The sequence below is a fragment of the Aestuariibius insulae genome (assembly GCF_040783535.2).
Classification (GTDB): Bacteria; Pseudomonadota; Alphaproteobacteria; order Rhodobacterales; family Rhodobacteraceae; genus Aestuariibius; species Aestuariibius insulae.
On the sequence record NZ_JBFONW020000005.1, the window covers coordinates 214244 to 238335 of the forward strand.

Here is a 24092-nt window from a genome sequence, read left to right on the forward strand (position 1 = left end):
AAGCTTATTCAGCCGTCTGTACCTGTCCGTTTCTCTTCGATCGGAGAACTATAGCCCTCCTTCGGTAGAGCCGGAGTCTCTCGAAGAATCGCCTCCATCTCGATCGGGGGGTCCTTCAGGACCGCCCCAGGAACCGGTGCGATCAAAAGCGTTGGTCCGCTTTCCAAGGTCACCGGAACCAGGCGGCATAGACGTGTTCCGATTGTCAGGGCATTCTCGTCGCTGACATTGCGCAGCCAGACGCAGATCTCGCTTTCGTTCAGGCGCGCGATCACGTCACCCGGACGTATGTTTTCAAGAACTGCGCTTTCCACCTGGTCAATGCAGCGCTCAGCTGCCGGAGTACCGTGTCGCATTCCGATCCGCCGCAGATGAGCGCGATCAAGGCACAATACGACCCCTCGATCCGGTGATCCGGTCGAGAAAGGGTCACTTAGCCGCTGAAGTCGGTCATGCGCCTGCAACGCCGACCATAGCGATCGTGTCGAGAGTGACGGCCAGGATTGCGCCAAAAGAAGGATTGCCATCACAAGTGGCGCGCAAAGCATCGTCACAAGAAAGATCTGACTGGCAAGTCCAGAGGTTCCAAGCGCTCCGGCGCTTCCCAAGCCGACGATGGCGGCGATGCGGCCGAGACAGCCCAGAAGGGTTGTCGCGACAAACCAGCTCGTGATCCGCTCCATACGCATGTCCTCTCATACTCATCCGGGAATATAGACCCCGAACCTCAACGAGAGGTTAACGACTTACCAGACGTCCGGACCCTTGTCGGAAAAGGCGTGGATCAGGAAATCAATGAAAGCGCGTACTTTGGGCTGCGTAAACCGTCCCGGGGGATAGACCGCATAGATCCCCTGCGTTTCCCCCGGAAGTTCGGGAATAGCTTCCTGGACAAGGCCCTGCTCCAGCGCATCCGCGTAAAGAAACGACGGAAGATAGGCGATGCCCAGCCCCGAAATCGCGGCGTTCAGCAGCGACTGCCCGTCATTGACCGTCAGCCATCCCGCCGTGCGCACCTGCCGCTTTTCCCCGGACGGCGCCGTCAGCTTCCAAACCGCGCCATTCGACTGATTCGAATAATGCAGAAGCTTGTGATCGTTCAGATCATCAATCTTTTCGGGGCGACCATACCGCTCGAAATAGTCGGGCGAGGCGATCATCCGCTTGCTCGTCTCGGTCAGCTTGCGCGCGCGCAGCGTGGAATCCTCAAGCTCTCCGATCCGGATCGCCATGTCGAACCCTTCCGAGATCAGCTCCACGTAGCGGTTGTTCAGCACCATATTAACCGTGATGTCGGGAAATTCCGTCAGAAACGACCCCAGAACCGGGCTCAGGTGGTTGACCCCGAAATCGGTCGCGACCGAAATCCGCAAAAGCCCCGACGGCGCCGATTGCATCGACGTAACCAGCGCATCCGCCTCGCCCGCATCGTTCAGAACCCGGCGCGCGCGGTCGTAATAGGCCAGACCGATCTCGGTGGGGCTGACGCGGCGCGTCGTGCGGTTCAGCAGGCGCGCACCCAAACGCGCCTCCAGCGACGACACATGTTTGGAGACGGCGGATTTGGAGATCCCCATCTTCTTCGCGGCATCCGTGAACCCGCCCTGATCTACGACCGTGGCAAACGCTTCCATCTCGGTCAGGCGATCCATCCCGCTCTCCTTCGCACCTTCATTCATCGCGGGGTATCGCTTTGAAATCGGGCAGGATTGAGAACAACCCGGGACAAGAAAGCGGTTTCAAACACAGATCGTTGCCGAAACCGAAACGCCCTAAAGAGCTGCGGCGAGCCGCGTTCCCTGGTCGATCGCGCGTTTTGCATCAAGTTCTGCTGCCACATCGGCCCCTCCGATGACGTGAACCGACCGCCCAGCCGCTTCCAGAGCATCGGCAAGGCTTCGCTCAGGAATTTGTCCCGCGCAGAATACAATTGTGTCAGCGGCGATGACCTGCGGTCTTTCGCGCGCCTCCCCGAACGAGACATGCAGCCCCGCATCGTCGATTTTCTCATAGGTGACCCCCCCGATCATCTCTACATTCTTCATCTTCAGACCAGCGCGATGGATCCACCCCGTCGTCTTGCCAAGCCTGCGCCCCAGCTTCTCGGATTTGCGCTGCAACAACGTGACCTGACGCGCCGCGGGATCGGGCTGCGGCCCTTCCGGCCTCAAACCCCCGCGCACCGCCTCAGGATCGCCCACACCCCACTCCTCGAGCCATGCGCCGAGATCTTCGGTCGGACTGTCCTCGGTGACAAGGGCATCTGCCACATCAAAGCCGATTCCCCCCGCTCCGACGATCGCGACACGTTCGCCTGCCTCCCGGCCGCGCAAGATCTCTATATAACTGGCAACATTGGGATGATCCTGACCCTCGATCTGCGGATCGCGCGGCAGAACGCCGGTCGCGATGATCACCTCATCAAAGCCGTCCAGATCCTCCGCCCGGGCCTCCTGCCCCAGCTTCAGCGCAACGCCTGCCTCGGCGACCCGCGCCCGATACCAGTCGACGAGCCCCCAGAACTCCTCCTTGCCAGGCACCTGCTTGGCGAGGTTCAGCTGCCCGCCGATCTCCTCCGCCCTGTCAAAGAGCGTCACCCGATGCCCGCGCTCGGCCGCCGTGATCGCCGCCGACAGACCCGCAGGCCCGGCACCCACAACCGCCACGGATTTGACCGTGTCTGCCGGTTCGATCACCAGCTCGGTCTCATGACAAGCACGCGGATTGACCAGGCAGGACGAGATCTTGCCAGAGAATGTATGATCCAAACAGGCCTGATTGCAGGCGATGCAGGGCGCGATCTGCTCCGCCTTACCCGCCGCCGCCTTGGCCACGAAATCCGCATCCGCCAAAAATGGTCGCGCCATCGACACCATGTCGGCGCAGCCATCGGCCAGAACGGCCTCGGCCACATCGGGCATGTTGATCCGGTTCGACGTGATGATCGGGATCTGCACTTCACCCATCAGCTTTTTCGTCACCCAGGTAAAGGCCCGGCGCGGCACGCTGGTCGCAATCGTCGGGATCCGCGCCTCGTGCCAGCCGATCCCGGTATTCAGGATGGTCGCGCCCGCGCCCTCGATCGCGCGGGCCAGCTGCACGACCTCTTCCCAGGTCGATCCATCGGGGATCAGATCGATCATGCTAAGCCGGTAGATCACGATGAAATCGGGCCCCACCGCCTCGCGCACGCGCCGCACGACCTCGACCGGTAGCCGCATCCGGTTCTCGTAAGTTCCGCCCCAGCGATCCTCGCGCTTGTTGGTATGCGTCACCAGAAACTGGTTCAGGAAATACCCTTCGGATCCCATTACCTCGACCCCGTCATAGCCCGCTTCGCGCGCCCGCGCGGCAGCGGTGACGATATCGGAGATCTGCTTTTCGATCCCCGCCTCGTCCAACTCCTTGGGCGGGAAAGGGGAGATCGGCGACTTGATCGCCGAGGGCGCGACGCAATCGGGCGAATAGGCATACCGCCCCGCATGCAGGATCTGCATCGCGATCTTGCCGCCCTCGCCATGGACCCGGTCCGTCACGATCCGGTGGTTCGCGATATCCTCGTCCGAATAGAGCCCCGCCGCGCCGGGAAATACACCGCCTTCCGCATTCGGAGCCATCCCGCCCGTCACCATCAGAGCCACGCCGCCGCGCGCCCGCTCCGCATAGAAGGTCGCGACCCGATTCCAGTCTTTGGTCTCTTCCAGCCCGGTATGCATCGATCCCATCAGGACCCGGTTCTTGAGCGTCGTGAATCCCAGATCCAGCGGAGCCAGCAGGTGCGGATAATCGGTCATGGCAATCTCTCCCTTGTCCCGGCCACCCTGCGGCACCCCTTCCCGAACGTCATCCGCAACGCAACGTCAGCGCGCGGGCAGATCGGGATCCTCCTCGCAGCGCATAAGCGGCACCGGCCTCATGCTGTCGACCCGTAGAACTGTGCCCGGAGCTTCGAACGCCCCTTCAATGCAAGCGCATCCGTAACCGTAATACCCATCTCCGGGCTCACCATTCGAAGAGACCCATTCGAGGTCAAAGGCAAAGGCAGCTTCGGGCAGGTTGTAGAACCCCGGCGGCGCCTCCAGCCCGCCTTGCGTCGACAATACCCACATTCCATCCCGGTCGACCAACCACTGGTTCGCCGGCGTCGGATTCTCGTACCAGCCGCACCGCGTCTCCGCCCCGGCAGAGACCGCGCAGAAACACAGGGCGAGCGCCACGCCTCTCATTCGCTCTCCAGACAATGGCGCCGGAACGCGCCCTTGAGCAGATCCAGTTCGGCGCGCAAAAGCGCGATCTCGGCCCTCAAATCGCCGTTCAGCTCAGCGCCTGCAAGGATCTCGAAATGCCCCAGCGTCTCTCCCGATCCGTTCGACACTACATAGCTCTGGACCCCGTCCGACAGGCTCTCGGGCGGGACGGGCACGCGCAGCCGCCAGATGCCCTTGCCCTCTTCGGTAACGTCGACAGCCTCGATCGCATCGCCCCGGCAGGTCACCGTGACCTCGGGCGCTTTGGAGGCCATCAACCGCGCCTCCCAGATCCCGGCTGTCAGTCCGACCGGCACCAACTTCGTCATCCTTGTCGTCCTTCTACAGCTCGGCGCGCGGATAGCGCGACAGCGTCAGATCGCGCAGGACGATCTGGTTCAATGCGGGTTGCTCGAAAATCACGTCGAGCCATGCCCGGTCCACACGCTTTTCATTGATCTCGCTATAACCCAGATCGAACTCTACCACCGCCCCATCCCGCTCGACCGGCAGACCTTCGGTCAGCTGATCGCTGTTCGGCCCATGCTGGACGTTGAACCTCGCATAAACGGACAGGGGCCGCTCTGTCTCCACCGCCGCTTCCAGCCGGATCAGATGCCGCTTGCCAAGCCCCTCGACAGCCTCGGGAGGCAGTTCGATCACAATGCTCAGGAAGCTGCCGTCGAACCCGAGGATCTCCATCCGAAGACCATAGGGCGCAAGGTCATCCTCCCCCGAATTGCGGATCTGCCGCACGGCGATCTCGGACCGGTCGCAATCGTGGAACAACGTCAGTTCCGGGCCGATTTCCTGACGCCGCGGGATCTGCGCAGCGCCCCTTTCCCTGAAGAGGATCCGCCACAGCTCGGGCCGCCAGTTCCAATCCGTCCCTGGCTCGGTGCGCATGACCGTCGATCCGATCCGGGGAAGCGCTAGCCGGTCATCGGCCACCTGTATTGTCCGGTCGAGCGCCTCGCGCAGCTCGCGTGCCCGGTCGCTCCGTTTGCGCAGCTTGATCAGCGACGACGACGCAGCCCGCTCCGAAATCCGCCGCCAGCGGTCCAGAACGCGTCCGTGCCAGGCCGCCTCGGCCAGCTGCGCGCTGCGTTTTAAAGGAGTCGTCCAGTCGTCTCTCGCCATGACCGCTCCGGAATACGTCGCTCTTCTCTTAGAGCCTGCCCGGGTCTGACATCAATGTGTTAACGAACCGCTGAGCGGCACCCGGCGGATTTCCGTCGCCCGATAAGGCAGCCGGCGATCAGTCAGCCTCTTCGATGATCTGGGGAAGAACAAGCCGTCCTTCCGGCACATCCGCCCCGCGCACCATGAAATGAGGAGTCTGCCCCCACCGACTCGCGATCCGGCTGGCATCGACAGGCCTGAATCCGAAGCGGGGATAATAGTCCTTATGCCCCAGCACAAAGAACAGATCCTCGCCATCCGCCTCCAGCTCGGCCAATGCGGCCCGCGTCAGACCGGTCCCGATCCCCTGCCCCTGCCGCTCCGGCACCACGGCAAGCGGCGTCAGCATCACGGCCGCCCGTTCCGCCCCGTCCCCTGAAACCAACCCGATCCGGTTGAAGACAACATGCCCGGCAAGCACGCCGTCCTCCTCCGCAACCCACTCCCCCAGAATGCACCCGGCGGCCCGAAGACCATCGAGAAAGGTCGGCACGTCCTCCGGCGCAAAGGCCACCTCGACCAGATCGCGCGTCGCCGAAGCCTCCTCCGGCCTCATCCGCCGAAAACCAAGATCTGTCATGCCAAAGCCTCTCCCATCTACACCAGCATACCGGCCTCCCCGCCCCCGACAAAAGACGCCGGACTGCCCCAAGGGTAAATCCCAAGCGAACGAATGGCTCTGCTCAAAAAAGGAAGTGGTGCCGCTGAAGGGACTCGAACCCCCGACCCCATCATTACGAATGACGTGCTCTACCAGCTGAGCTACAGCGGCCACGGCGCGCGGTTTAGCACCGGGTTTTGCGCGGCGATAGCGGAAAATGCGCCGTGACGCGCCGTTTTCAAAGCGTCAGGCGCTTTTGCGTTCGTCCGGCTCGACGTCGATCACTTCGGCCTCTTCCGGCTCGGCCTGCTGATCAACCATCTCGCCCGTATCGGGTTCTTCGGATAGGGTCACTTCTGGCTCGGTCGGCGCGGGCTCCTCGGCGGGCGGGATAATCGGCACGGCATCGGCCATCGGCGGCATCTCTTCTTCGGGCGCGGCCAGTGGCGCGGGCTTGCCAACGATCAGCGGCAGCATCTCGGTCGAGGCGGGCATGGCGATCTCGCCCGCGGGCGGCTCTTTCCAGGTAAGCGTATCGAAGCTGCCGCAATTCGCGCAGATCGGATCCCAATGCCCGTGGATCTGCGAGCAATTCTCGCACACCCATTGCGGGCCGCGCGGCGCAGTCAGCGCCTTGGTCAGCCAGCCGCGCACGATCGCATCGTCGGCCCCTTCGCCGCGCTCGACCGCCGCCATGATCGCCAGGTTCCGGGCGGTCGGATGCTCGGTCGGCAGATCGCCCAGAGCGCGGCGCGCTTCGGGGAATTGCTCGGCCGCGATATGTAGCTCAGCCATCAGCATCTTCGTCTCGGGATCGTCGATATTGTGCCGGATCAGCGTCTGGAACCGCTTGATCCGCTCTTCGGGCGTCTCGTTCGGCTCGATCTCGGCAAAGGCGGTGGCCAGTTCGGGATGCGGCTGGCTCTCCCACGCGCCCTTGATGACCCGGGCGGCGTATTTCGACTTGCCCTGATCGATGTAGCTCCGCGCGGCCATCAGGGCGGCGGGCACCAGATCGGGCGAGAGGCGATTGGCCTCGATCGCGGCCTCGCGCGCCTCGATCGTCGCGCCTTCGGCCATGACGTCGCGCGCTTGGCTGATGGCGAGAACCGCATCGCGGCGCCGGTGCACGTCGCGGGGAAGCGCCCCCGATTTTAGCTTCGCGCCCAGCGTCTTGCGCGCGCCTTGCCAGTCGGCGCGATCGGCTTGCAGCTTGAGAAGCGTATCCTGCACCTCGACATGCTTCGGCTTCAGCGCAAAGGCCTTCTCGGCCAGCTTCAGCGCCGTATCGGTGTCCCCGTCCGCCAGCTTCTGCTTCATGATCCCGCGAATGCCGACAAAGCGCGTGCGCGGGTTTTCCAGCAGCTTGCGATAGGTCTCCTCGGCCTTCTTGCGGTTGCCTGTCATCTCGGCGGCCTGCGCGGCCAGCAAATTGGTCATCTCGGGCCGCTTGAGATAGCGATCCGCTTTCTCGGCCTTTTGCAGCGCCGTCTGCCCCTCGCCCGAGGCCAGAGCCATCAATCCTTCGGACAGCGCCTCAAGGCCCTTGCGCTCTCGGCTGCGATTGAAGTAGCGCGTCATCGCCGTCTCGTCCCCATTCAGGAACCGGACGAAGGCGATAGCAAAGCTCACCGTCTTGATGAAAAGCCAGATGGCGAGGCAAAGCAAAGCCGCCGCGATCAGCGCCTCAAGAGGGCCAAGCGTCAGCTCCAGCCCGCCGAACGTGATGATCGCGCTGCCATCCAGCCCCATCACCTGTTCGACCCCGTAGGCCAAGGCGATGACGACAACGACAAAAAGGAGAACCTTCAGAAGGGAAATCAGCATATCAGGTCCTCAATTTTCTGCGCCGGGCAAAGACATCGAGGCAGCAGCCTCTATCGCCGTCGCTCTGGCGCGCAATCCTTCGCCCCAGTCGGACATCGCGGCCTGCGCAGCCTCTGGCAAAGTGTTCAGCTCCGCAACCGCCGTGTTCAGATCGCCCTCGTCAAGCGCCGCGCCGACCCGGCTGAGCACCGCATCGGCATCGGTCCCCTCGCGCGGCTCCACCGACCGGACGTTGAGGCGCGACTGCAGGAAGGCTCCGACGCCGACGCCGCCACTCTCGGACCGATCCTCGGTAAGGGCCGCCCGGGCCGCCTCGGGAAAGCTCTCAACCAGCGCAGCCAAGGTCGGAACACCCGAGGCAGCATAAGGCTCAAGTGCCGCGACAACGCCCTCATCCGCCGCGCCCTTAACGGTTTCAAGAGCGTCCGCATAAGGCTCACCGGTGGCAATCGCCGTCCGGATCTGCGTGGCCGCCGCCTCGATCTGCGCCGTCCGGGCAGCTTCGACCGCGCCCGCTTCCTCTGCGGCGATCCGGTCCGACAGCTCGACGATGCGCGCATCGCGGTCGGAAAGCTCGCCCGACAGGGCCGCAATTTCGCCGCGCACGCCGTCAAGCTCGCGCTCGAACGACGCGACTGCACCCGCGCTCGCGCCGCTTCCCTCACCGGTCGGCTGCCGTTCCAGCGCAGTCAGCCGTTCATCCAACGCGGTGATGCTTTCGGAAAAGTCCTCTGAGGCATCGTCCGGTCCACCGGACAAATCCGCGCGCAACGCCTCCAGATCCTCTGCCGTGACAGCCGATCCGACGGGCGCCGATTGAACCGCCGCCAGATCGGCCTCAAGCTGGGCAATCCTCTCCGACTGCGCCTCAAGCTGCGGCGTCAGGTCCGGCGCATCCGCACCCTGCCCCTCGGACATCGGGACATAGGCCGCCACAAATCCGAGCCCCGCCGCAATCGCACCGCCCAGAAGCAAAGGCAGGAAGCCGCCAGACTTCTTGCTCTCGGTCGCGGCTCCAGCGGCCACGGGCGCCGTTGTCTCCAACTCTTCGGCTTCGACCGGCTCAGGTTCGTCGTCCACAATCTCAGAGCGGGCCGCATCCTCGTGGCCTTCCTCGACGAGCTGAGGATCGACCAGCGTCGGCGTATAATCCGGCACCTCCGCACCATCTTCGGGCACGCCATCCTCGACATCGCGCGGCACCTCGCCATCCGCCTCGGGAGGCGTCTCCTGCTCGCCGGAGCTGTCGTCCTTCAACTGCGGATCAACCATTACCGGGGCGCTATCGGGCACCTCAGCGCCACCTTCGGGCACGCCGGGATCGACATCGGTCGGCGGAGCGTTGTCCTCGTCCGAGGCAGGTGTCTTCGATTTCGCCACGTCGCCATCCCCATCAAAACCGCCCGGCATCCCGGGGCCATACTTTACTTAGCTCGCGGTCAGGCCTGTCTCAAGCGCCGCGCAGCTCCGAAAGCGCCTTGAGAAGAGAGGCCGCGTTCGGTCGTTCTGCAACCACAATCCTTGCCGCCCCGATGGGTTCCGCCGCACGCGCCACCTCCGCGCTCATCGCGGCGATCATTACAGGGGCCCCGAACGGCCCTGCCCGCACCAGCCGCTCCGCCGCGCGCGGAGAGAAAAGCGGCACCGTAACCGCGCGGGATCCGCTAAGCACCGACCGCCCCGCATCGCTCAGCGGCAGATCTTGCTGCCGGTAAACGACCGTCTCTCCAGTCTCGAGCCCCAACGCCGTCAGCCGCCCCGCAATCTCCCCGCGCGAAACCTCTCCTCTCAGATGCAGCAGCGGCCCCTCCGGACGCAGCTCCGCAATCATCGCGATCAGAGCCTCCGCATCCCCATCCGCCGACCGCACCGTGCAGCCCGCAGCCTCGGCCACCTGCGCCGTCCGTCGTCCCACGCAGAAGGCAGGCAACCCGTCCGGAACATCGCCCAGCCGCCCAGCGCCATGCTGCGACGTCAGGATTGCGCCGCGCCAGCGGTCCCACTTCACCTCCGCCGGCACCGGGTCGATCCGCACCATCGGCGCGATCACCACCTCCGCCGTCATCCGCGCGTGGATCCGCTCCGCAAACCGAAGGGCCGAAGCCTCCGGGCGTGTCAGCAGCACGATCATCGGGTCCGGCACGCGATCTTCCATTGTGACTTGGCAAGGCCAGTGTTACGCCCCCCGCCACCCTTGGCAAGCGACACCGACATGGCTCCTCCGATCCACATCCTCGGCCTCGAAAGCAGCTGCGACGACACCGCCGCCGCCGTCGTCCGTGTCGAGGACCGGGGCGCCACGATCCTGTCGAATATCGTCTTCGGCCAGACCGATCTGCATGCAGAGTTCGGCGGCGTCGTCCCCGAAATCGCGGCCCGCGCCCATGCCGAAAAGCTCGATCATTGCGTCGAGGAGGCGCTCGAGACCGCAGACGTCTCCCTCAAACACCTCAATGCCGTCGCCGTCACCGCCGGCCCCGGCCTGATCGGAGGGGTCCTCTCAGGTGTCATGACCGCCAAGGCGCTCGCCGCGACGACCGGCCTGCCGCTCATCGGGGTCAACCATCTGGCCGGTCACGCGCTGACACCCCGCCTGACCGACGGCATCGCGTTCCCTTACCTGATGCTGCTCGTCTCCGGCGGCCATTGCCAGCTTCTGATCGCCCACACCCATGACCGGTTCGAGCGGCTCGGCGGCACGATCGACGATGCCCCGGGCGAGGCCTTCGACAAGACCGCCCGCATCCTCGGCCTGCCGCAGCCGGGAGGTCCCAGCGTCGAGAAGACGGCTCGCGACGGCAACGCCTCCCGGCTCCGCCTCCCCCGTCCCCTTCTGGACCGCCCGGGCTGCGATATGTCGTTCTCGGGCCTCAAGACGGCCGTCCTGCGCCAGCGCGACGCCCTGATCGCGGAACAGGGCGGCCTGCGCCGCTCGGATCGCGCCGATATTTGCGCCGCCTTTCAGGAGGCGGTCCGCGACATCCTCACCGAAAAGACCCGCCGCGCCCTCGATCTCTATCTCCCGCAGGAAAATCCGGCGCTCGCCGTCGCGGGCGGCGTCGCCGCAAACGGCCCTCTCCGCGCAGCGCTCGAGGCGCTTGCCGCAGAGCACGAGACCGCCTTCATCGCCCCGCCCCAGGCGCTTTGCACGGACAATGCGGCAATGATCGCCTTTGCCGGGGCCGAACGCTTCAGGCACGGCCAGACCGATGATCTGACTCTCGCCGCGCGCCCGCGCTGGCCGCTCGATGACCGCGCGCCCGCCATGATCGGATCGGGCAAGAAGGGCGCCAAGGCATGAAGGATCTCGTGATCCTCGGCGCCTCCGGCTTAATCGGGTCAGAGTTTGTCGCGCGGACCACGGATCCTGTCATCGCGGTGCATCGCAGCCCGATGCGCTCCGCGCCTGCGACAGCGGAACTGGTGCCGACAAAGGATCTTTTTACCCTCGACTGGGTCGGAGCAGTACCGAAAACCGCAACGATCCTTCACTGCGCGGGCCTTTCAAACCCGCGGCTCGACGATCGAAACGCCGCCCTGGTCGAAGCGCAGGGTAATATCCGCATGATCGAAGAGCTTCAGTATCTCGGCTGGACCGGCCATCTCGTCCTTCTGTCCTCTGCAGCGGTCTACGGGAATCCCGGTCCGACACCGATCACAGAAACCGCGCGAACCCAGCCTGTCTCCTCCTACGGGAAGGCAAAGCTGGGGCTCGAACGGTCGATTCACGCCCATCTGGGGCCCCGCCTGACGATCCTCAGGCTGTCCTCAGTCTATGGATCCGACATGGCGCAGGAGGGTCAGGGGGTCATCAAGATCCTCAAGGACGCCATAAGATCAGAGGCCTCCTTCAACCTTTACGGAAACGGCCTGACCGCGCGCGATTACCTTCATGTCTCCGATGTCTGCGCGGCGCTTCTATCGGCCAGCCGAACCTGTCCCGGCGGCGTTCTTAATATTGGGACGGGACGTGCGACGACGACAAAGGCGCTTCTCGACCTGACCCGCAGGATCACCGGAAGACCGCTTCGCATCCGGGCGCACCCCGCCGCTGCCGAAGCGGGCTCCACGGTGCTGGATCCCTCCAAAGCACGAGGCATCCTGACCTGGCAGCCAAAGATCACCCTCGAGGATGGCCTGCGCCGTTACTTCAAAAGCTAGACTGCCGTGCCGTCCATTCGCCGCCAGACCGTCCCGTCGGAATAGACCGGCGCGGGACCGCCGGACAGATCCGAGGCGAAGGCCATGGCTCCGGATCCCGCATCCACCGCGCCAGGCAGATCCGCGGTCAGTCCAGGCACAAGACGCAGGATGTCCGCGATCTCGACCGTGCCCGACGCGATATCAGGGATCGTCGCCTGCGCCGTGCCCGCATCGATCCGCATAGCCTCTGCCCATGTCGAGCCGTCCGCGCTGACCTTCACGCTGAAATCATCGGTTCCGGCGCAGCCCATCTCAGCGCGTCCGCCATATCCGGTCTGGAAGAGCAGGCTTCCGGTATCGCCCGCACTGGCCTTGTTCAGTTTCAGCTGGTGATCGCTGCCCGCATGGGTCAGCAACGTACCCGGCCCCGCGACCGCCAGCGTATTGTTTGCATCTGCGCTTGTCCCGATGCCCGCCCAGACGAGGTTCTGCAGCCGGTCCGGGACCGCGCCGCTCACCGGCGCCCAGGCGGATCCGTCAAAGATCACCATCTGGCCCCGTTCGGCGACCACGGCGCGCCATCCGGCTTGCGGTTCAAAGAACTGCCAGACCCCGTTCTCGCGCAACGTGATCTCACCATCATGACCGGCCCAGGCCCCGGTTGCGCCCGCGCCCACGATATGCCGCTCCCCTTCGGGAGCCGCAGCTGGCCCGTCCGTCCGGTCATCCGACGTCACCGTCAGCTGCACCAGCAGATCCAGAAGCCGGACTGCCTCGTTATGCGTGACATGCTTTTGCGCCTGCGACGGCAGGATATAGGGCAGGGCGAGGATGGGCGATTGATCGGTCATCGGGCGTCTCCGTTGCGGATGTCGCGACCTCTTTGCCCGCCGTATCTGAACGCTTCGTCACACAACCGGCCGTTGCGTCCCTCTTGCGATCCGCCGTCACCCGCCGCAAGAGGCGGCCATGGCCCGTCAGATCGCTCCCGGCAAACGTCTCTTCGACATCGCGCTCGCATCGCTGCTGGCGATTATGCTCGCGCCCGTCATCATCTCGATCGCCATCGCGCTTCTCACCTCCCAGGGGCGCCCTGTCCTCTTCCGCTCCGAACGGATGAAGACACCGACCGAAGGCTTCGATCTGTGGAAGTTCCGCACCATGCGCCCCGCCCCCGACGATGGCACCGGTGTCTCGGGCGGCGACAAATCGGGCCGCATCACCCCGCTCGGCCACATCCTGCGCCGCACCCGCGCCGACGAGTTGCCGCAGCTCTACAATATCCTGCGCGGCGATCTGAGCATCGTTGGCCCGCGTCCGCCCCTGCGCGCCTATGTCGAACGCTTCCCGGACCTCTATGCCCGCGTCCTGCAATCGCGACCCGGAGTAACGGGTCTCGCCACCCTTGTTTTTGCGCAACACGAGGCGCGCCTGCTCGCCGCCGCCCGCACCCCCGAGGAAACAGACGCCATCTATGTCCGCCGCTGCATACCCAGAAAAGCCCGCCTGGACCTTATCTATGCCCAGCGCCAGTCCCTGCTGCTAGATCTGCGCATCATCTGGCGCACCCTACGCATCGTGCTGGCCCGCTAGACCCCGCCCCGATGCCCAAAACCGCAACTGGATTAAGCAGACAACCGCCTAAGATCTTGAATAAATTGACCCTTCGCCCTTGCCATTTTTTCGCCACCGTTTCATCAACGGAAGAGAAATCTCCGGATAGTCCCACCAAGAGGAGCCGGTTCTTGATATTCACGACGTCCGATCCCGCTCGGATAACGGCGAGCCGCTGATGATCCTGACGACCCTCAACAGGCTCTCGCGCCGCCAACGCCAGACCTTCCTCTTCATCGTCGATCTGCTCGTCGTGCCTGTCGCGCTCTGGTGCAGCCTCGCAGCGCAGGGGCAAAGCCGCGCGCCGGTCTCGGACCTGATCTCGGGCTTTCAGGGCACGCTTGGTGCCGCCGTCGTCGCGGCCGTGATCTCTCTCGCGCTCGGCATCCCGCGCATCCGCCTCAAAAGCTTCGACATCACCGCCCTGACCCGCACGGCCATCTTCGCGGCCTGCGTCGCCATCAGCCTCGCCGTTCTCGGCCCGCTGTTCGGCTACAGCTACAGCACCGGCTTTTACGCCATCTTCGGGATGAGCTTCTTCCTGCTCTCCTCCGCCCTGCGCCTGACGATGCTCCAGATCGTCATGGTCGCCTACCGCAAGGCCAGCACCCGCAGCCGCGTCCTGATCTACGGTGCCGGATCCACCGGGATCCAGCTCGCCTCGGCCCTGCGCCATGACCCGCTTGTCGAACCGGTCGGCTTCATAGACGACAACCCCGCGCTCCAAGGCCTGTCTGTCGCCGGCCTGCCCGTGGTCGCCCCGACGCGCGCCGCCCGCATGGTCGAACGCAAGGGGATCACGCTCGCCTGCCTCGCCATGCCGTCGCTTTCCCAGCCGCGCCTCAGCCAGATCGCGCGCCGCCTGTCCGATCTCGGCCTCGACGTTCAGGCCCTTCCGTCCTTTGCCCAGCTGATCGGCGCCGAAGCACTCGCCGACAAGCTGGCACCGGTGCGCCCGGACAGCTTTGTCGGGCGCGAGACCTTCGACTGCGCGCCCGATCTGGGCTGCGACGTCTACCGGGGCCGCGCCGTCCTGATCTCAGGCGCCGGAGGCTCCATCGGCTCCGAGCTTTGCCGACAGATCCTCGCCTGCCGCCCGACCCGCCTCGTGCTCTTCGAGCTGTCCGAGCTGGCCCTCTACTCGATCGAGCGGGAGCTCAACGACCTGATCGAACCCGGTGCCGCGACCGAGATCATCCCGGTTCTGGGCTCCGTCACCGACGAGCGCCTCGTGGGCGACACGCTCGACCGCCACGATATCGACGTCGTCCTGCACGCCGCCGCCTACAAACACGTCCCCCTGGTCGAGGCGAACCCGATCCCCGGGATCTCCAACAACGTCTTCGGCACGGCCACGCTGGCCCGCGCCGCCCGCCATCACCGCTGCGAACGCTTCGTGCTTGTCTCCTCCGACAAGGCCGTGCGCCCGACCTCCGTCATGGGTGCGACCAAGCGGCTGGCCGAGATGATCGTGCAGGATCTCGCGGCTCGCCCCGGCCAGACGATCTTCGCCATGGTCCGCTTCGGCAATGTCCTCGGCTCCTCGGGATCCGTGATCCCGCTCTTTCAGGACCAGATCGCGCGTGGCGGCCCGCTGACTGTCACGCACGAAGATGTCACCCGCTATTTCATGACCGTCCGCGAAGCCGCGCGCCTCGTGCTACTCTCCGGCTCCTTCGCCCGCGGCGGAGAGGTCTTCGTGCTCGACATGGGAACGCCCGTTCCAATCAAAGATCTGGCGCGTCAGGTCATCGAAAGCTCCGGCTACACGGTGCGCGACGCGGACAACCCCCAAGGCGATATCGAGATTGCGATCACTGGTCTGCGCCCGGGCGAAAAGCTCCATGAAGAGCTTCTGATGGGCGAAGGTCACATCACCACCTCCAACGAAAAGATCTTTGCGGCGCTCGAGGATCATCCGTCCGAAATCGAAGTGGCCGGCGCGCTCAGGGCGCTGCGCAACGCTGTCGAGATGGGCGATGAGACGGCCGCCCGCGCCTCCATCGCCCGCTGGGTCGAAGGATACGGCACAGAAGACATGTCCGAAGTCTCCAAGACCAACTAAGCGTCCCGTCCCAAGGCACGGCTGTGGCGAAGGAGGCACAGCTGAAAAAACCATGTCTTCACCTCTTTATTTGAACAACGTTCATATTTATCTCAGAGATCGCGGTGGTAATATCGTGATCTTGCAGACCTTCTGCAGATTATAACTGCCAAACCGCATTATGACGGCGTTTATCCAACGCTTTAAACGACTTAAGGGAAGGACACTTTATGACTGAAGTCATTACTCGCATAGACGAAGACGATCGGTTCAACTGGGAAGAAATCACCTCCATTTTCGGAGAAGACGGCCTCATTCAAAGCCGTGATATTCTGTTCGACGATGGCACGACACGCAGTGAAGGCTACGAGAATGGCATTCTCGCCGAAAGCTATGGCAATGATCCCAGCGACGTCAGAAACTGGGCCGAAATCTGGTCGGTCTTCGATGATACCGGCACGCTCGAGCAGCGCCAGACCCTCTTTGACGACGGCTCGTTCCGCTACGACATCTTTCGTGATGGAACCCAGGCACGCAGCTTCGTCGAAGATCGGCGCGACAGCAAGGAATGGCGGACCCAGGACACTTATTACGACAGAGACGGCAATATCGAAGACAGACTAACCATCTATGACAATGGGAGTGTCCTTGATCAGGATTTCAGGGACGGCATCCTGCGCTCTAGCACATTCGAAGACGTCCGGGACCGCAAACCGTGGGAGTTCATCGGCAGTGACTATGACGACGCCGGAAAACTCGCCTACCGCGTCACGGTCTATGACGATGGTCGCGAGATGGAGGCCTACTTCGACGCAGGCGTGATCCGCGAGTCGCGGATGATCAGCGGCAATAGCGACACGCCCTGGCGCGAGATTCAGACCCTCTATGATCAGGCAGGCCAGATCGAATACCGGTCCAAGGATTTCTTCGACGGGCGGCTTTTGGAAGAGTCTTTTGAAGCCGGTGTGATCCGCCAGTCGTTCCAGATCGATCTTGACGATGTAAAAGCATGGGACACGATCGAAATGGCCCACGACCCCGCCGGACGTCTCGATTTGAAGCGCGTCACCTACGATGACGGGCGTCTCCTGCAAGAGGATTATGATAGGGGTGTCCTGCGCGGCAGCCGTCTTGAGGATCTCGAGGATACACGGGCCTGGACCGCCATCGAAACCCGCTACAACGCGACCGGCCAGATCACATCCCGCTTCACTGTCTTTGACGATGGACGCGAGGTCGAACAGACGTTCGAGCCGGGGGGAAGCCTCGCCCGGGTCGATCTTGAGCGAGACCTGGACAACACCGAAACATGGCGCGTTATCGAAACGAAGTATAACGACGCCGGTCAGCTCGATGCCCGCTTCACACTCTTCGACAACGGTGTCGAACGGGAAGAAAATTTCGACGCGGGCATCCTCGAACGCGTTTTCGAAGTCGATGCCCGTAACCGCGAAGACTGGGAACGGATCGAGACGACCTACAACGAAAGCGGTCGTCTCGATTACCGCATCACCGAATACGATGACGGCCGTCTGTTCTTGCAGGACTACGACCAGGGCGTGCTGCGCGCCACCGAGCGTGTCGATCGCGGCGAGACGCAAGTCTGGGACCGGATCGAAACCACCCACGATGAAGCCGGCCGCATCGCATCCCGCCTTACGGAATTCGACGACGGCCGCTTCCGCGAGGAGATCTTCGACTTCGGCACCCGCCGCCTGACAATTGAGGAGGACCGCTCCGATGTCGAGGATTGGGCCGAAATCCAGACCTTCTACGACGACCGAGGCGTCATAGATCTGCGGATCACGACCTACGACGACGGCCGCACCGAAGAAGAGGACTTCAATCCACCCGACACCGCCGTCGAGCCACTCGTCATGGCCGACCAGTTCGACTTCCTCGGCTAATCTCGGTCGGCACAAAGGAAGGCCGTCCTCTGGCGGCCTTCCCTCTCACCCGATTACTCGAAAAGCGTCGCCCCTCGCTTCACGGCGCCCGCACCGCCGTCACTCCCAAGCCGCGGACCCAGAGCTTAGGTCTGCCGCAGACAAAGGTACTCCAGACCAAGAACCTGTCCGCGGGGTTGAACCGAACTCTCGCCCAGATGCCCGGCAGACTTGGAGACAGAACTGCGACACCGGGGCGTCCTACAGGCCCTCGCAATCCGCCAAAAAGCGCGCCGCTCGCTCTTGAAGTCGAACGCAACGCATATCAGCCGATGTCAGGCCGCTTTCGCAGATCATCAAACGCCCGCAACTCTCCGATCAGTGCCTCCATCTGCTCGATCGGGATCATATTGGGCCCGTCCGATGGCGCATTATCGGGATCCTCATGTGTTTCGATAAAAAGCCCCGACACACCGACCGCAACCGCCGCCCGCGCCAGCACCGGAGCGAACTCCCGTTGCCCGCCACTTGTCAGACCCTGCCCGCCGGGCTGCTGCACCGAATGCGTCGCGTCGAACACCACCGGCCAGCCTGTTTGCGCCATTACCGGCAACCCGCGAAAATCGCTCACCTGCGCATTATACCCAAACGAGGTCCCCCGCTCGCAGAGCAGGATCGTCCGGTTTCCGGTGCTGGCAACTTTCGCGGCCACATTCTCCATATCCCAGGGCGCCAGGAACTGGCCCTTCTTGACGTTGATCGCGCGCCCGGTCTCTCCGGCGGCGACAAGCAGATCCGTCTGGCGGCTGAGAAAGGCGGGGATCTGCAGCACATCGACCGCTTCGGCCGCCACCGCGCAATGATCGGGCAAATGCACGTCGGTCAGGACCGGGCAGCCGAATTCAGACCGGATCTTGGAAAGGATCCCAAGCCCCTCCTCGATCCCAAGTCCCCGCTCCGTCTTGATCGATGACCGGTTCGCCTTGTCATAGCTTGCCTTGAACACGAACCGGGTGCCGGTCGGCGCGCAAGCCTCTGCGATCCGGCCCGCCATCATTCGCGCATGATCAAGGCTTTCCAGCTGGCAAGGGCCTGAAATCAGGAAAAACGGCTCCGTCCCGCCAACCGCGATACCGGACACATCGATGACATTGCCGAACATCAGACCACTCCCGCCTTGAGCAGATCGTGCATGTGCAGCACGCCCACGATTGCGCCATCCTTCACGACCATCACAACGCTGATCGGACGGTCACGACTGTTCATCAGCCCCAGCGCCTCGGCTGCCAGCATATCCGGTCCGACAACCGCCGGATCGCGCGTCGCCACATCGCCCGCGCGCTTGTCCATCAGGCCCGCCATGTTGCGCCGCAGATCCCCATCGGTGATCACCCCGACCAGCCGCCCATCCTCCAGCACGCCCGTGATGCCGAACCCTTTCGACGTCATCTCGAGCACCGCCTCTTCCATCGAGGCGTCCGCATTCACCACCGGTGTATCGTCGTGCATCAACTGGCCGACCTTCGCCAGCCGCGCGCCCAGCTTCCCGCCAGGATGCAGCGTCCGGAACTGATCGGCGGCAAAGCCCTTCTGTTCCATCAGCGCGACGGCCAGCGCGTCGCCCAGCGCCATCGTGAGCGTGGTGGACGTGGTCGGCGCCATGCCGATCGCGCAGGCCTCCTGCACCTCGGGCAGCATCAGGCGATAGTCCGCCGCCGCCATGACCGTACTCCCCGCTTTCGAGGAGATGGCGATCATCGGGATCGAAAACCGCGCCGCATGGGCCACGATATCTCCCAGCTCCGGCGTCTCCCCGCTGTTGGAGATCAGAAGGCAAATATCCCCGGTCGAGATCATGCCAAGATCGCCATGGCTCGCCTCGGCCGCATGCACAAAGACTGCCGGCGTTCCGGTCGAGGCCAGCGTGGCCGCAATCTTGCGCCCCACATGCCCCGACTTCCCGATCCCCGATACAATGACCCGGCCAGGTGCCGCCAGGATCGCCTGAACCGCCGCCTCGAAATCGGCAGGCAGCTGATCGGCCAAGGCCTGCAGGGCGGCCGCTTCGGTCGTCAGAACCCGTCTTGCGCTGTTCTTTGGATCGCTCATTCCCTTCATCTGCGCCGACCGGCCCGCCTGTGCAAGAGGGGTTGAACCGTCCCCGGCATTCATCCGATACCCGGCGGGCAACAGAAAGATGGGACACGGTATGCGCATCGCGATGATCGGAACGGGGTATGTGGGGCTTGTTTCGGGTGTCTGTCTGGCCGATTTCGGGCACGAGGTCGTCTGCGTCGACAAGAATGCCGACAAGGTCGCGCGGCTCAAGAAAGGGGAGGTCCCCATCTTCGAACCCGGGCTCGATCGTCTGATGGCCCAGAATACCGAGGCCGGTCGCCTTGCTTTCACCGAAAGCCTGACCGAAGCGATGGAAGGCGCGCAGGCGATCTTTATCGCGGTGGGCACGCCCTCGCGGCGCGGCGACGGTCATGCGGACCTGTCCTATGTCTATGCCGCTGCCAAGGAGATCGCCGAGAACGCCAGCGACTACGTTGTCATCGTGACCAAGTCGACGGTTCCCATCGGCACCAATCGCGAGGTCAAACGCGTCGTGGCTGAGGCCAATCCGGACCTTGATTTCGACGTCGCCTCGAACCCGGAATTCCTGCGGGAGGGCGCGGCGATCGACGATTTCATGCGCCCCGACCGCGTCGTGGTCGGCGTCGAAAGCGACCGCGCTGCCGATATCATGTCCGAAATCTACCGCCCGCTTTACCTGCGCGATTTCCCGATCGTGACCACCGACCTGGAAAGCGCCGAGATGATCAAATACGCAGCCAATGCGTTTCTGGCGACCAAGATCACCTTCATCAACGAGGTCGCCGCCCTGTGCGAACGGACCGGAGCCAACGTGAAGGAAGTCGCCCGCGGCATCGGGCTCGACAACCGGATCGGCAACAAATTCCTCCATGCCGGGCCGGGCTATGGCGGCTCCTGCTTTCCCAAAGATACCAACGCGCTGGCGCGGATCGGGCAGGACCATTCCATGCCGATGCGCATCGTCGAGACGGTTATCGACCTGAACGAGCGCATCAAGACCCGCATGATCGACAAGATCATCGATCTGGCCGGCGGATCCGTTTCGGGCAAAACCATCGCCATTCTCGGCGTGACGTTCAAACCCAATACCGATGACATGCGCGACGCCCCGTCGCTCACTATCGTTCCGGCCCTGGTGGGGCGCGGCGCCAAGGTACGGGTCGTCGACCCGCAAGGACGTCACGAAGGCGAGGCACTTTTGCCCGCCGTCGACTGGCATGAGGATGCCTATGCCGCCGCCGATGGCGCCGAGATCCTCGTCATGCTGACCGAATGGAACGAGTTCCGCGCCCTCGATCTGCCGCGCATCGCAGGGTCCATGACCAATCCCCGCATGGCCGATCTGCGCAACGTCTACCCGGCCGCCGACGTGCTGGGCGCGGGGTTCGAGGCCTATATCGGCGTTGGCACCAAAGACCATCTGCCCGAAGAGGCATGACAGCAGAATTGCCATCCATTGCCGTCCTTGGCGCAGGCGCTTTCGGCACCGCGCTCGCTCTGGCCTATGACCGGGCGGGTCATGCAACGACGCTTTGGTCATATCGCGCCGATCACGCCGATATCCTCGACAAGACGCGGCAGAACCCGCGCCTGCCCAGCATCGATCTGCCGACATCGCTTCAGGTTACCTCCAGGCTCCCGCCTCATGCCGATCTGATCCTCCTCGCTTGTCCGACTCAATCCCTGTCGACGCTACTCACGGCGCATGAACAAACCCTGAACGGCACCCCCCTGATCGCCTGCTGCAAAGGCATCGACCTGACCACCGGCGATGGTCCCACGGCCCTCATCGCCCGCCATTGCCCCGCGTCCATCGCCGCGATCCTCACCGGCCCCAGCTTCGCCGCAGAGGTTGCGCGCGGCCTGCCCACCGGCCTCACACTCGCCTGCGCTGCGCCCTCCGCACAGCAGCTCCAGACCGATCTCTCCACGCCCACCCTGCGCCTCTACCGGACCCCCGACACGACCGGAGCCGAACTGGGCGGCGCCCTCAAGAACGTCATCGCCATCGCCTGCGGGGCCGCCATCGGCGCGGGCTACGGCGAAAGCGCCCGCGCCTCGATCCTTACCCGAGGCTTCGCCGAGATGACCCGCCTTGCCACGACCCTCGGCGCCGATCCCGCCACGCTCACGGGTCTCTCCGGCCTCGGCGACCTCACCCTCACCGCCATGTCGGAGCAGTCCCGCAACACCCGCTTCGGCCTTGCGCTGGGCCGTGGAGAGCCCTTCCCCCCAAACGTCACCGTCGAAGGCAAGGCGACCGCCATCGCCGCCCGGACCCTCGCGGACAAGCACAGCCTCGACCTGCCCGTCCTGAGAACAACCGCCGCCCTTGCGAGCGGCCAGCTCACGCCCACACAAATGGCCGACCAGCTTCTCGCCCGTCCGCTCAAGGAGGAATGATGCACTACTGGCTCTTCAAATCCGAACCCTCCACCTGGTCCTGGGACGACCAGACCGCCAAAGGCGACGCCGGAGAGGAATGGGACGGCGTGCGCAACTACCAGGCCCGCAATGTCATGCGCGAGATGAAAAAAGGGGACCTCGGCTTCTTCTATCACTCCCAGAAGGACCGCGAGATCGTCGGCATCGTCGAGGTCATCGCCGAAGCTCATCCCGACAGCACCACCGACGACGAAAGGTGGGAATGCGTGGACATCAAGGCGGTCAAACCGCTTGAGACCCCCGTCACCCTGAGCGCGATCAAAGCCCGCGAGGACCTCTCGGACATGCCCCTCGTCACACAATCCCGCCTCTCGGTCCAACCCGTGCTGCGCGAATACTGGGACAAGATCTGCCGGATGGGCGGGGTTGATCCGGAGGAGCTTTAGGGCTGGTGCGATGGGAGGACTAACAGCGTGAAGGTCCGCTCGGAGCCCAGATTGCCGGATGCTGCGTGGTGTATGAATGTTCGCTATTGCTGGCCTGCCAAAAAACCTTCAACAACCAATCGGATTTTGAACGGAGTTTTTGGCAGGCGAGAATAAACACATTTCCAGTCGTCCTCAAAATGAGAATTTCTGGCTGTGTTTATCTTGGGCTAATTTAAATTATCATCCCAAAAAGTTGACTTATTTGGGTAACGCTTCATCAGCGAATTGAGCAAGGAATTCTTCGCTCGGAGGAATAGGTTTGATCACGTCGATCAGCACGCCGCTCGGGTCGCGCGTTATGAAATGCCTTTGACCGAAAGGTTCGTCACGAAGCGCAAGTAATATGGGTAAATTCTCGGCTTTAAGCTTCTCGTATATCGCATCCACGTCCTCCACTTCGAAGTTCAACAACACTCCTGACGCACGGCCTCGCGCTACTTCGGGGATCGTCTCATGATTTCCTTGGAGGATCGCCAGATTGACGGTCTTGTCATCATTCGATTGCAGATGCGCATACCAATCGCTGTCGAAAAGTGAGCGGAAACCGAAATGCGTCTGGTAGAATATGCTGATCTCGGCAACATCCTCGACCATGAAAACGGGGTAATATTGGGTCAGCTTCATCGCTTGCGCTCCGTCGTTAAAACATACACTATGTATGTAGATGGTGGAATAACATGCAGGCTGTATGTATGCAAGAGAAACGTTCAAATTCAAACCGTAGTAAGGAAACGTGCAGTGCGTTGATCGCAGCCGCTCGCAGCCTTTTCGTCGAGAAGGGTTATGCAGCCACGGGAACCCCCGAAGTCGTAGATCAAGCTGGGGTGACGCGTGGCGCGCTTTATCATCACTTTAGGGACAAACAGGCCCTGTTTCAGGCTGTAGCAGAGACCGAAGCCGCCAAGATCGCTAGAGAGATCGAAGCTCATTCGGCCTATGCGACAAGCCCAGTTGAGGCGCTGATGCATGGCGCAAATGCCTACTTTGAAGCTATGCGTAAGCCGGGGCGTGTGCGGTTGTTATTGCTTGAAGGTCCAGCCGTTCTCGGCTCCGACGAAATGCGCCGAATAGATATTCAAACTGGTGGTCAGGAGTTGCGTCAAGGAATTAAAGATGCGCTTGGGGAGACTGCTTCAACGGTCAAGATTGATATCTACGCGGATTTGGTGTCGGCAATGTTTGATCGGGCCGCACTGGCCTGTGACGCGGGAGCAGACATCAAGGCTTATGAGAACGCGATTACCTCGCTCCTTACAATCCTTGTCCAGAGAAAGTCCGAGCCTCTTTTATAGCATCGCTATGTGCTCAAACGGCTCTTTCACGATCACTAAAAAACACCATGTGATGAACGGTTCGCCTAACCGGACTTTGGCGCACTTACAGCGAAGGTCGGAAAGGTCCCGCTGACCGGCCAAACCGTCGCAGAGACCAATGTCTGGTTCGGGCTGGCTCCGGTCATCCGCTACACCGGGAATCAATGACGGCTCCGGGCTGAAGGCGGTCGTTGGTTGCAAAGGTACCCACGGCAGCTAAGGCCGCCTAGCTGACATCCTTCAACTCTTTTCACCAACATAC

General features: G+C 63.1%; 23 protein-coding genes and 1 tRNA gene. 9 read left to right on the top strand and 15 right to left on the bottom strand.

The window, feature by feature from the left end; genetic code table 11:
- Positions 1–8 precede the first annotated feature (8 nt).
- The 11 genes from AAD018_RS14920 to AAD018_RS14970 form a co-directional block, all read right to left on the bottom strand.
- On the bottom strand, positions 9–683 hold the full coding sequence (locus tag AAD018_RS14920; protein WP_367315375.1) for a diguanylate cyclase domain-containing protein: 675 nt from the start codon (positions 681–683) through the stop codon (positions 9–11).
- Between the two features lie 63 nt (positions 684–746).
- Entirely contained in the window at positions 747–1652 is a 906-nt protein-coding gene (locus AAD018_RS14925) for a LysR family transcriptional regulator (RefSeq protein ID WP_367315374.1), read from the bottom strand.
- Positions 1653–1772: 120 nt separating this feature from the next.
- Positions 1773–3794, bottom strand: coding sequence for an FAD-dependent oxidoreductase (locus AAD018_RS14930; protein WP_367315373.1), 2022 nt, complete (start codon positions 3792–3794; stop codon positions 1773–1775).
- Positions 3795–3860: 66 nt separating this feature from the next.
- Positions 3861–4226 carry a DUF4087 domain-containing protein gene (locus AAD018_RS14935; RefSeq protein WP_367315372.1) on the bottom strand — a complete coding sequence of 122 codons (366 nt, stop codon included), beginning with the start codon at positions 4224–4226 and terminating at the stop codon, positions 3861–3863.
- Positions 4223–4576, bottom strand: a complete 354-nt coding sequence (locus AAD018_RS14940; RefSeq protein ID WP_367315371.1) for a hypothetical protein — start codon at positions 4574–4576, stop codon at positions 4223–4225. Before AAD018_RS14940 ends, AAD018_RS14935 begins: the two co-directional genes overlap by 4 nt.
- A gap of 13 nt (positions 4577–4589) precedes the next feature.
- Positions 4590–5387 carry a DUF6478 family protein gene (locus AAD018_RS14945; RefSeq protein WP_367315370.1) on the bottom strand — a complete coding sequence of 266 codons (798 nt, stop codon included), beginning with the start codon at positions 5385–5387 and terminating at the stop codon, positions 4590–4592.
- Between the two features lie 118 nt (positions 5388–5505).
- Positions 5506–6009, bottom strand: a complete 504-nt coding sequence (locus tag AAD018_RS14950) for a GNAT family N-acetyltransferase (RefSeq protein ID WP_367315369.1) — start codon at positions 6007–6009, stop codon at positions 5506–5508.
- A gap of 116 nt (positions 6010–6125) precedes the next feature.
- A tRNA-Thr gene (locus AAD018_RS14955) sits at positions 6126–6201 on the bottom strand.
- Positions 6202–6276: 75 nt separating this feature from the next.
- Positions 6277–7857, bottom strand: coding sequence for a heme biosynthesis protein HemY (locus tag AAD018_RS14960; protein ID WP_367315368.1), 1581 nt, complete (start codon positions 7855–7857; stop codon positions 6277–6279).
- A gap of 9 nt (positions 7858–7866) precedes the next feature.
- A complete protein-coding gene (locus AAD018_RS14965; protein WP_367315367.1) occupies positions 7867–9237 on the bottom strand; it encodes a COG4223 family protein in 1371 nt (456 codons plus the stop codon).
- A 70-nt stretch (positions 9238–9307) separates the two neighbouring features.
- Positions 9308–10012, bottom strand: a complete 705-nt coding sequence (locus AAD018_RS14970; RefSeq protein WP_412005287.1) for a uroporphyrinogen-III synthase — start codon at positions 10010–10012, stop codon at positions 9308–9310.
- A gap of 57 nt (positions 10013–10069) precedes the next feature.
- Here AAD018_RS14970 and tsaD point away from each other — a divergent pair, with 57 nt between their 5' ends.
- Positions 10070–11158: a tRNA (adenosine(37)-N6)-threonylcarbamoyltransferase complex transferase subunit TsaD gene (gene tsaD / locus AAD018_RS14975; RefSeq protein ID WP_367315365.1), complete on the top strand. Its 1089-nt coding sequence runs from the start codon at positions 10070–10072 to the stop codon at positions 11156–11158.
- On the top strand, positions 11155–12018 hold the full coding sequence (locus tag AAD018_RS14980; protein WP_367315364.1) for an NAD-dependent epimerase/dehydratase family protein: 864 nt from the start codon (positions 11155–11157) through the stop codon (positions 12016–12018). The genes tsaD and AAD018_RS14980 overlap by 4 nt, the downstream gene beginning before the upstream one ends.
- Here AAD018_RS14980 and AAD018_RS14985 read toward each other — a convergent pair.
- Complete coding sequence (locus AAD018_RS14985) at positions 12015–12851, bottom strand: DUF2793 domain-containing protein (protein WP_367315363.1); 837 nt, start codon at positions 12849–12851, stop codon at positions 12015–12017. The two genes, AAD018_RS14980 and AAD018_RS14985, sit on opposite strands and share 4 nt — an antisense overlap.
- Positions 12852–12969: 118 nt before the next feature.
- Here AAD018_RS14985 and AAD018_RS14990 point away from each other — a divergent pair, with 118 nt between their 5' ends.
- The 3 genes from AAD018_RS14990 (at position 12970) to AAD018_RS15000 (ending at position 17565) form a co-directional block, all read left to right on the top strand.
- Positions 12970–13593, top strand: coding sequence for a sugar transferase (locus AAD018_RS14990; protein ID WP_412005288.1), 624 nt, complete (start codon positions 12970–12972; stop codon positions 13591–13593).
- Positions 13594–13792: 199 nt separating this feature from the next.
- Positions 13793–15679: a polysaccharide biosynthesis protein gene (locus AAD018_RS14995; RefSeq protein ID WP_367315362.1), complete on the top strand. Its 1887-nt coding sequence runs from the start codon at positions 13793–13795 to the stop codon at positions 15677–15679.
- Between the two features lie 209 nt (positions 15680–15888).
- Entirely contained in the window at positions 15889–17565 is a 1677-nt protein-coding gene (locus AAD018_RS15000) for a hypothetical protein (RefSeq protein WP_367315361.1), read from the top strand.
- A gap of 304 nt (positions 17566–17869) precedes the next feature.
- Here AAD018_RS15000 and kdsA read toward each other — a convergent pair whose 3' ends face one another.
- Together kdsA and AAD018_RS15010 are read right to left on the bottom strand one after the other, a co-directional pair.
- Complete coding sequence (gene kdsA / locus AAD018_RS15005; RefSeq protein ID WP_367315360.1) at positions 17870–18706, bottom strand: 3-deoxy-8-phosphooctulonate synthase; 837 nt, start codon at positions 18704–18706, stop codon at positions 17870–17872.
- On the bottom strand, positions 18706–19653 hold the full coding sequence (locus AAD018_RS15010; RefSeq protein ID WP_367315359.1) for a KpsF/GutQ family sugar-phosphate isomerase: 948 nt from the start codon (positions 19651–19653) through the stop codon (positions 18706–18708). Before AAD018_RS15010 ends, kdsA begins: the two co-directional genes overlap by 1 nt.
- Before the next feature lie 100 nt (positions 19654–19753).
- Between AAD018_RS15010 and AAD018_RS15015 the strand changes: the two genes are divergently transcribed.
- The 3 genes from AAD018_RS15015 to AAD018_RS15025 are packed head-to-tail and all read left to right on the top strand — an operon-like array spanning position 19754 to position 22475.
- Complete coding sequence (locus AAD018_RS15015) at positions 19754–21082, top strand: UDP-glucose dehydrogenase family protein (protein WP_367315570.1); 1329 nt, start codon at positions 19754–19756, stop codon at positions 21080–21082.
- Positions 21079–22047, top strand: a complete 969-nt coding sequence (locus tag AAD018_RS15020) for an NAD(P)H-dependent glycerol-3-phosphate dehydrogenase (protein WP_367315358.1) — start codon at positions 21079–21081, stop codon at positions 22045–22047. The genes AAD018_RS15015 and AAD018_RS15020 overlap by 4 nt, the downstream gene beginning before the upstream one ends.
- Positions 22047–22475 (top strand): EVE domain-containing protein, encoded by a 429-nt coding sequence (locus AAD018_RS15025; protein ID WP_367315569.1) that lies wholly within the window; start codon positions 22047–22049, stop codon positions 22473–22475. Before AAD018_RS15020 ends, AAD018_RS15025 begins: the two co-directional genes overlap by 1 nt.
- A gap of 240 nt (positions 22476–22715) precedes the next feature.
- Here the strand turns inward: AAD018_RS15025 and AAD018_RS15030 are convergent, their stop codons facing one another.
- Positions 22716–23141 (bottom strand): VOC family protein, encoded by a 426-nt coding sequence (locus AAD018_RS15030; protein ID WP_367315357.1) that lies wholly within the window; start codon positions 23139–23141, stop codon positions 22716–22718.
- Between the two features lie 68 nt (positions 23142–23209).
- Here AAD018_RS15030 and AAD018_RS15035 point away from each other — a divergent pair, with 68 nt between their 5' ends.
- Complete coding sequence (locus AAD018_RS15035; protein ID WP_367315356.1) at positions 23210–23809, top strand: TetR/AcrR family transcriptional regulator; 600 nt, start codon at positions 23210–23212, stop codon at positions 23807–23809.
- Positions 23810–24092 lie beyond the last annotated feature (283 nt).

What these genes read in the sequence shown, in the direction of transcription:
- AAD018_RS15035 (WP_367315356.1), top strand. Translation starts at nt 23,210, where the DNA reads ATGCAAGAGAAACGTTCAAATTCAAACCGTAGTAAGGAAACGTGCAGT.
- AAD018_RS14925 (WP_367315374.1), bottom strand. Translation starts at nt 1,652, where the DNA reads ATGGATCGCCTGACCGAGATGGAAGCGTTTGCCACGGTCGTAGATCAG.
- AAD018_RS14960 (WP_367315368.1), bottom strand. Translation starts at nt 7,857, where the DNA reads ATGCTGATTTCCCTTCTGAAGGTTCTCCTTTTTGTCGTTGTCGTCATC.
- AAD018_RS14970 (WP_412005287.1), bottom strand. Translation starts at nt 10,012, where the DNA reads ATGGAAGATCGCGTGCCGGACCCGATGATCGTGCTGCTGACACGCCCG.
- AAD018_RS14940 (WP_367315371.1), bottom strand. Translation starts at nt 4,576, where the DNA reads ATGACGAAGTTGGTGCCGGTCGGACTGACAGCCGGGATCTGGGAGGCG.
- AAD018_RS14920 (WP_367315375.1), bottom strand. Translation starts at nt 683, where the DNA reads ATGGAGCGGATCACGAGCTGGTTTGTCGCGACAACCCTTCTGGGCTGT.
- AAD018_RS14945 (WP_367315370.1), bottom strand. Translation starts at nt 5,387, where the DNA reads ATGGCGAGAGACGACTGGACGACTCCTTTAAAACGCAGCGCGCAGCTG.
- kdsA (WP_367315360.1), bottom strand. Translation starts at nt 18,706, where the DNA reads ATGTTCGGCAATGTCATCGATGTGTCCGGTATCGCGGTTGGCGGGACG.
- AAD018_RS15020 (WP_367315358.1), top strand. Translation starts at nt 21,079, where the DNA reads ATGACAGCAGAATTGCCATCCATTGCCGTCCTTGGCGCAGGCGCTTTC.
- AAD018_RS14985 (WP_367315363.1), bottom strand. Translation starts at nt 12,851, where the DNA reads ATGACCGATCAATCGCCCATCCTCGCCCTGCCCTATATCCTGCCGTCG.
- AAD018_RS14990 (WP_412005288.1), top strand. Translation starts at nt 12,970, where the DNA reads ATGGCCCGTCAGATCGCTCCCGGCAAACGTCTCTTCGACATCGCGCTC.
- AAD018_RS14995 (WP_367315362.1), top strand. Translation starts at nt 13,793, where the DNA reads ATGATCCTGACGACCCTCAACAGGCTCTCGCGCCGCCAACGCCAGACC.
- AAD018_RS14980 (WP_367315364.1), top strand. Translation starts at nt 11,155, where the DNA reads ATGAAGGATCTCGTGATCCTCGGCGCCTCCGGCTTAATCGGGTCAGAG.
- AAD018_RS15025 (WP_367315569.1), top strand. Translation starts at nt 22,047, where the DNA reads ATGCACTACTGGCTCTTCAAATCCGAACCCTCCACCTGGTCCTGGGAC.
- AAD018_RS15000 (WP_367315361.1), top strand. Translation starts at nt 15,889, where the DNA reads ATGACTGAAGTCATTACTCGCATAGACGAAGACGATCGGTTCAACTGG.
- AAD018_RS15030 (WP_367315357.1), bottom strand. Translation starts at nt 23,141, where the DNA reads ATGAAGCTGACCCAATATTACCCCGTTTTCATGGTCGAGGATGTTGCC.
- AAD018_RS14935 (WP_367315372.1), bottom strand. Translation starts at nt 4,226, where the DNA reads ATGAGAGGCGTGGCGCTCGCCCTGTGTTTCTGCGCGGTCTCTGCCGGG.
- AAD018_RS14950 (WP_367315369.1), bottom strand. Translation starts at nt 6,009, where the DNA reads ATGACAGATCTTGGTTTTCGGCGGATGAGGCCGGAGGAGGCTTCGGCG.
- AAD018_RS15015 (WP_367315570.1), top strand. Translation starts at nt 19,754, where the DNA reads ATGCGCATCGCGATGATCGGAACGGGGTATGTGGGGCTTGTTTCGGGT.
- tsaD (WP_367315365.1), top strand. Translation starts at nt 10,070, where the DNA reads ATGGCTCCTCCGATCCACATCCTCGGCCTCGAAAGCAGCTGCGACGAC.
- AAD018_RS14930 (WP_367315373.1), bottom strand. Translation starts at nt 3,794, where the DNA reads ATGACCGATTATCCGCACCTGCTGGCTCCGCTGGATCTGGGATTCACG.
- AAD018_RS15010 (WP_367315359.1), bottom strand. Translation starts at nt 19,653, where the DNA reads ATGAGCGATCCAAAGAACAGCGCAAGACGGGTTCTGACGACCGAAGCG.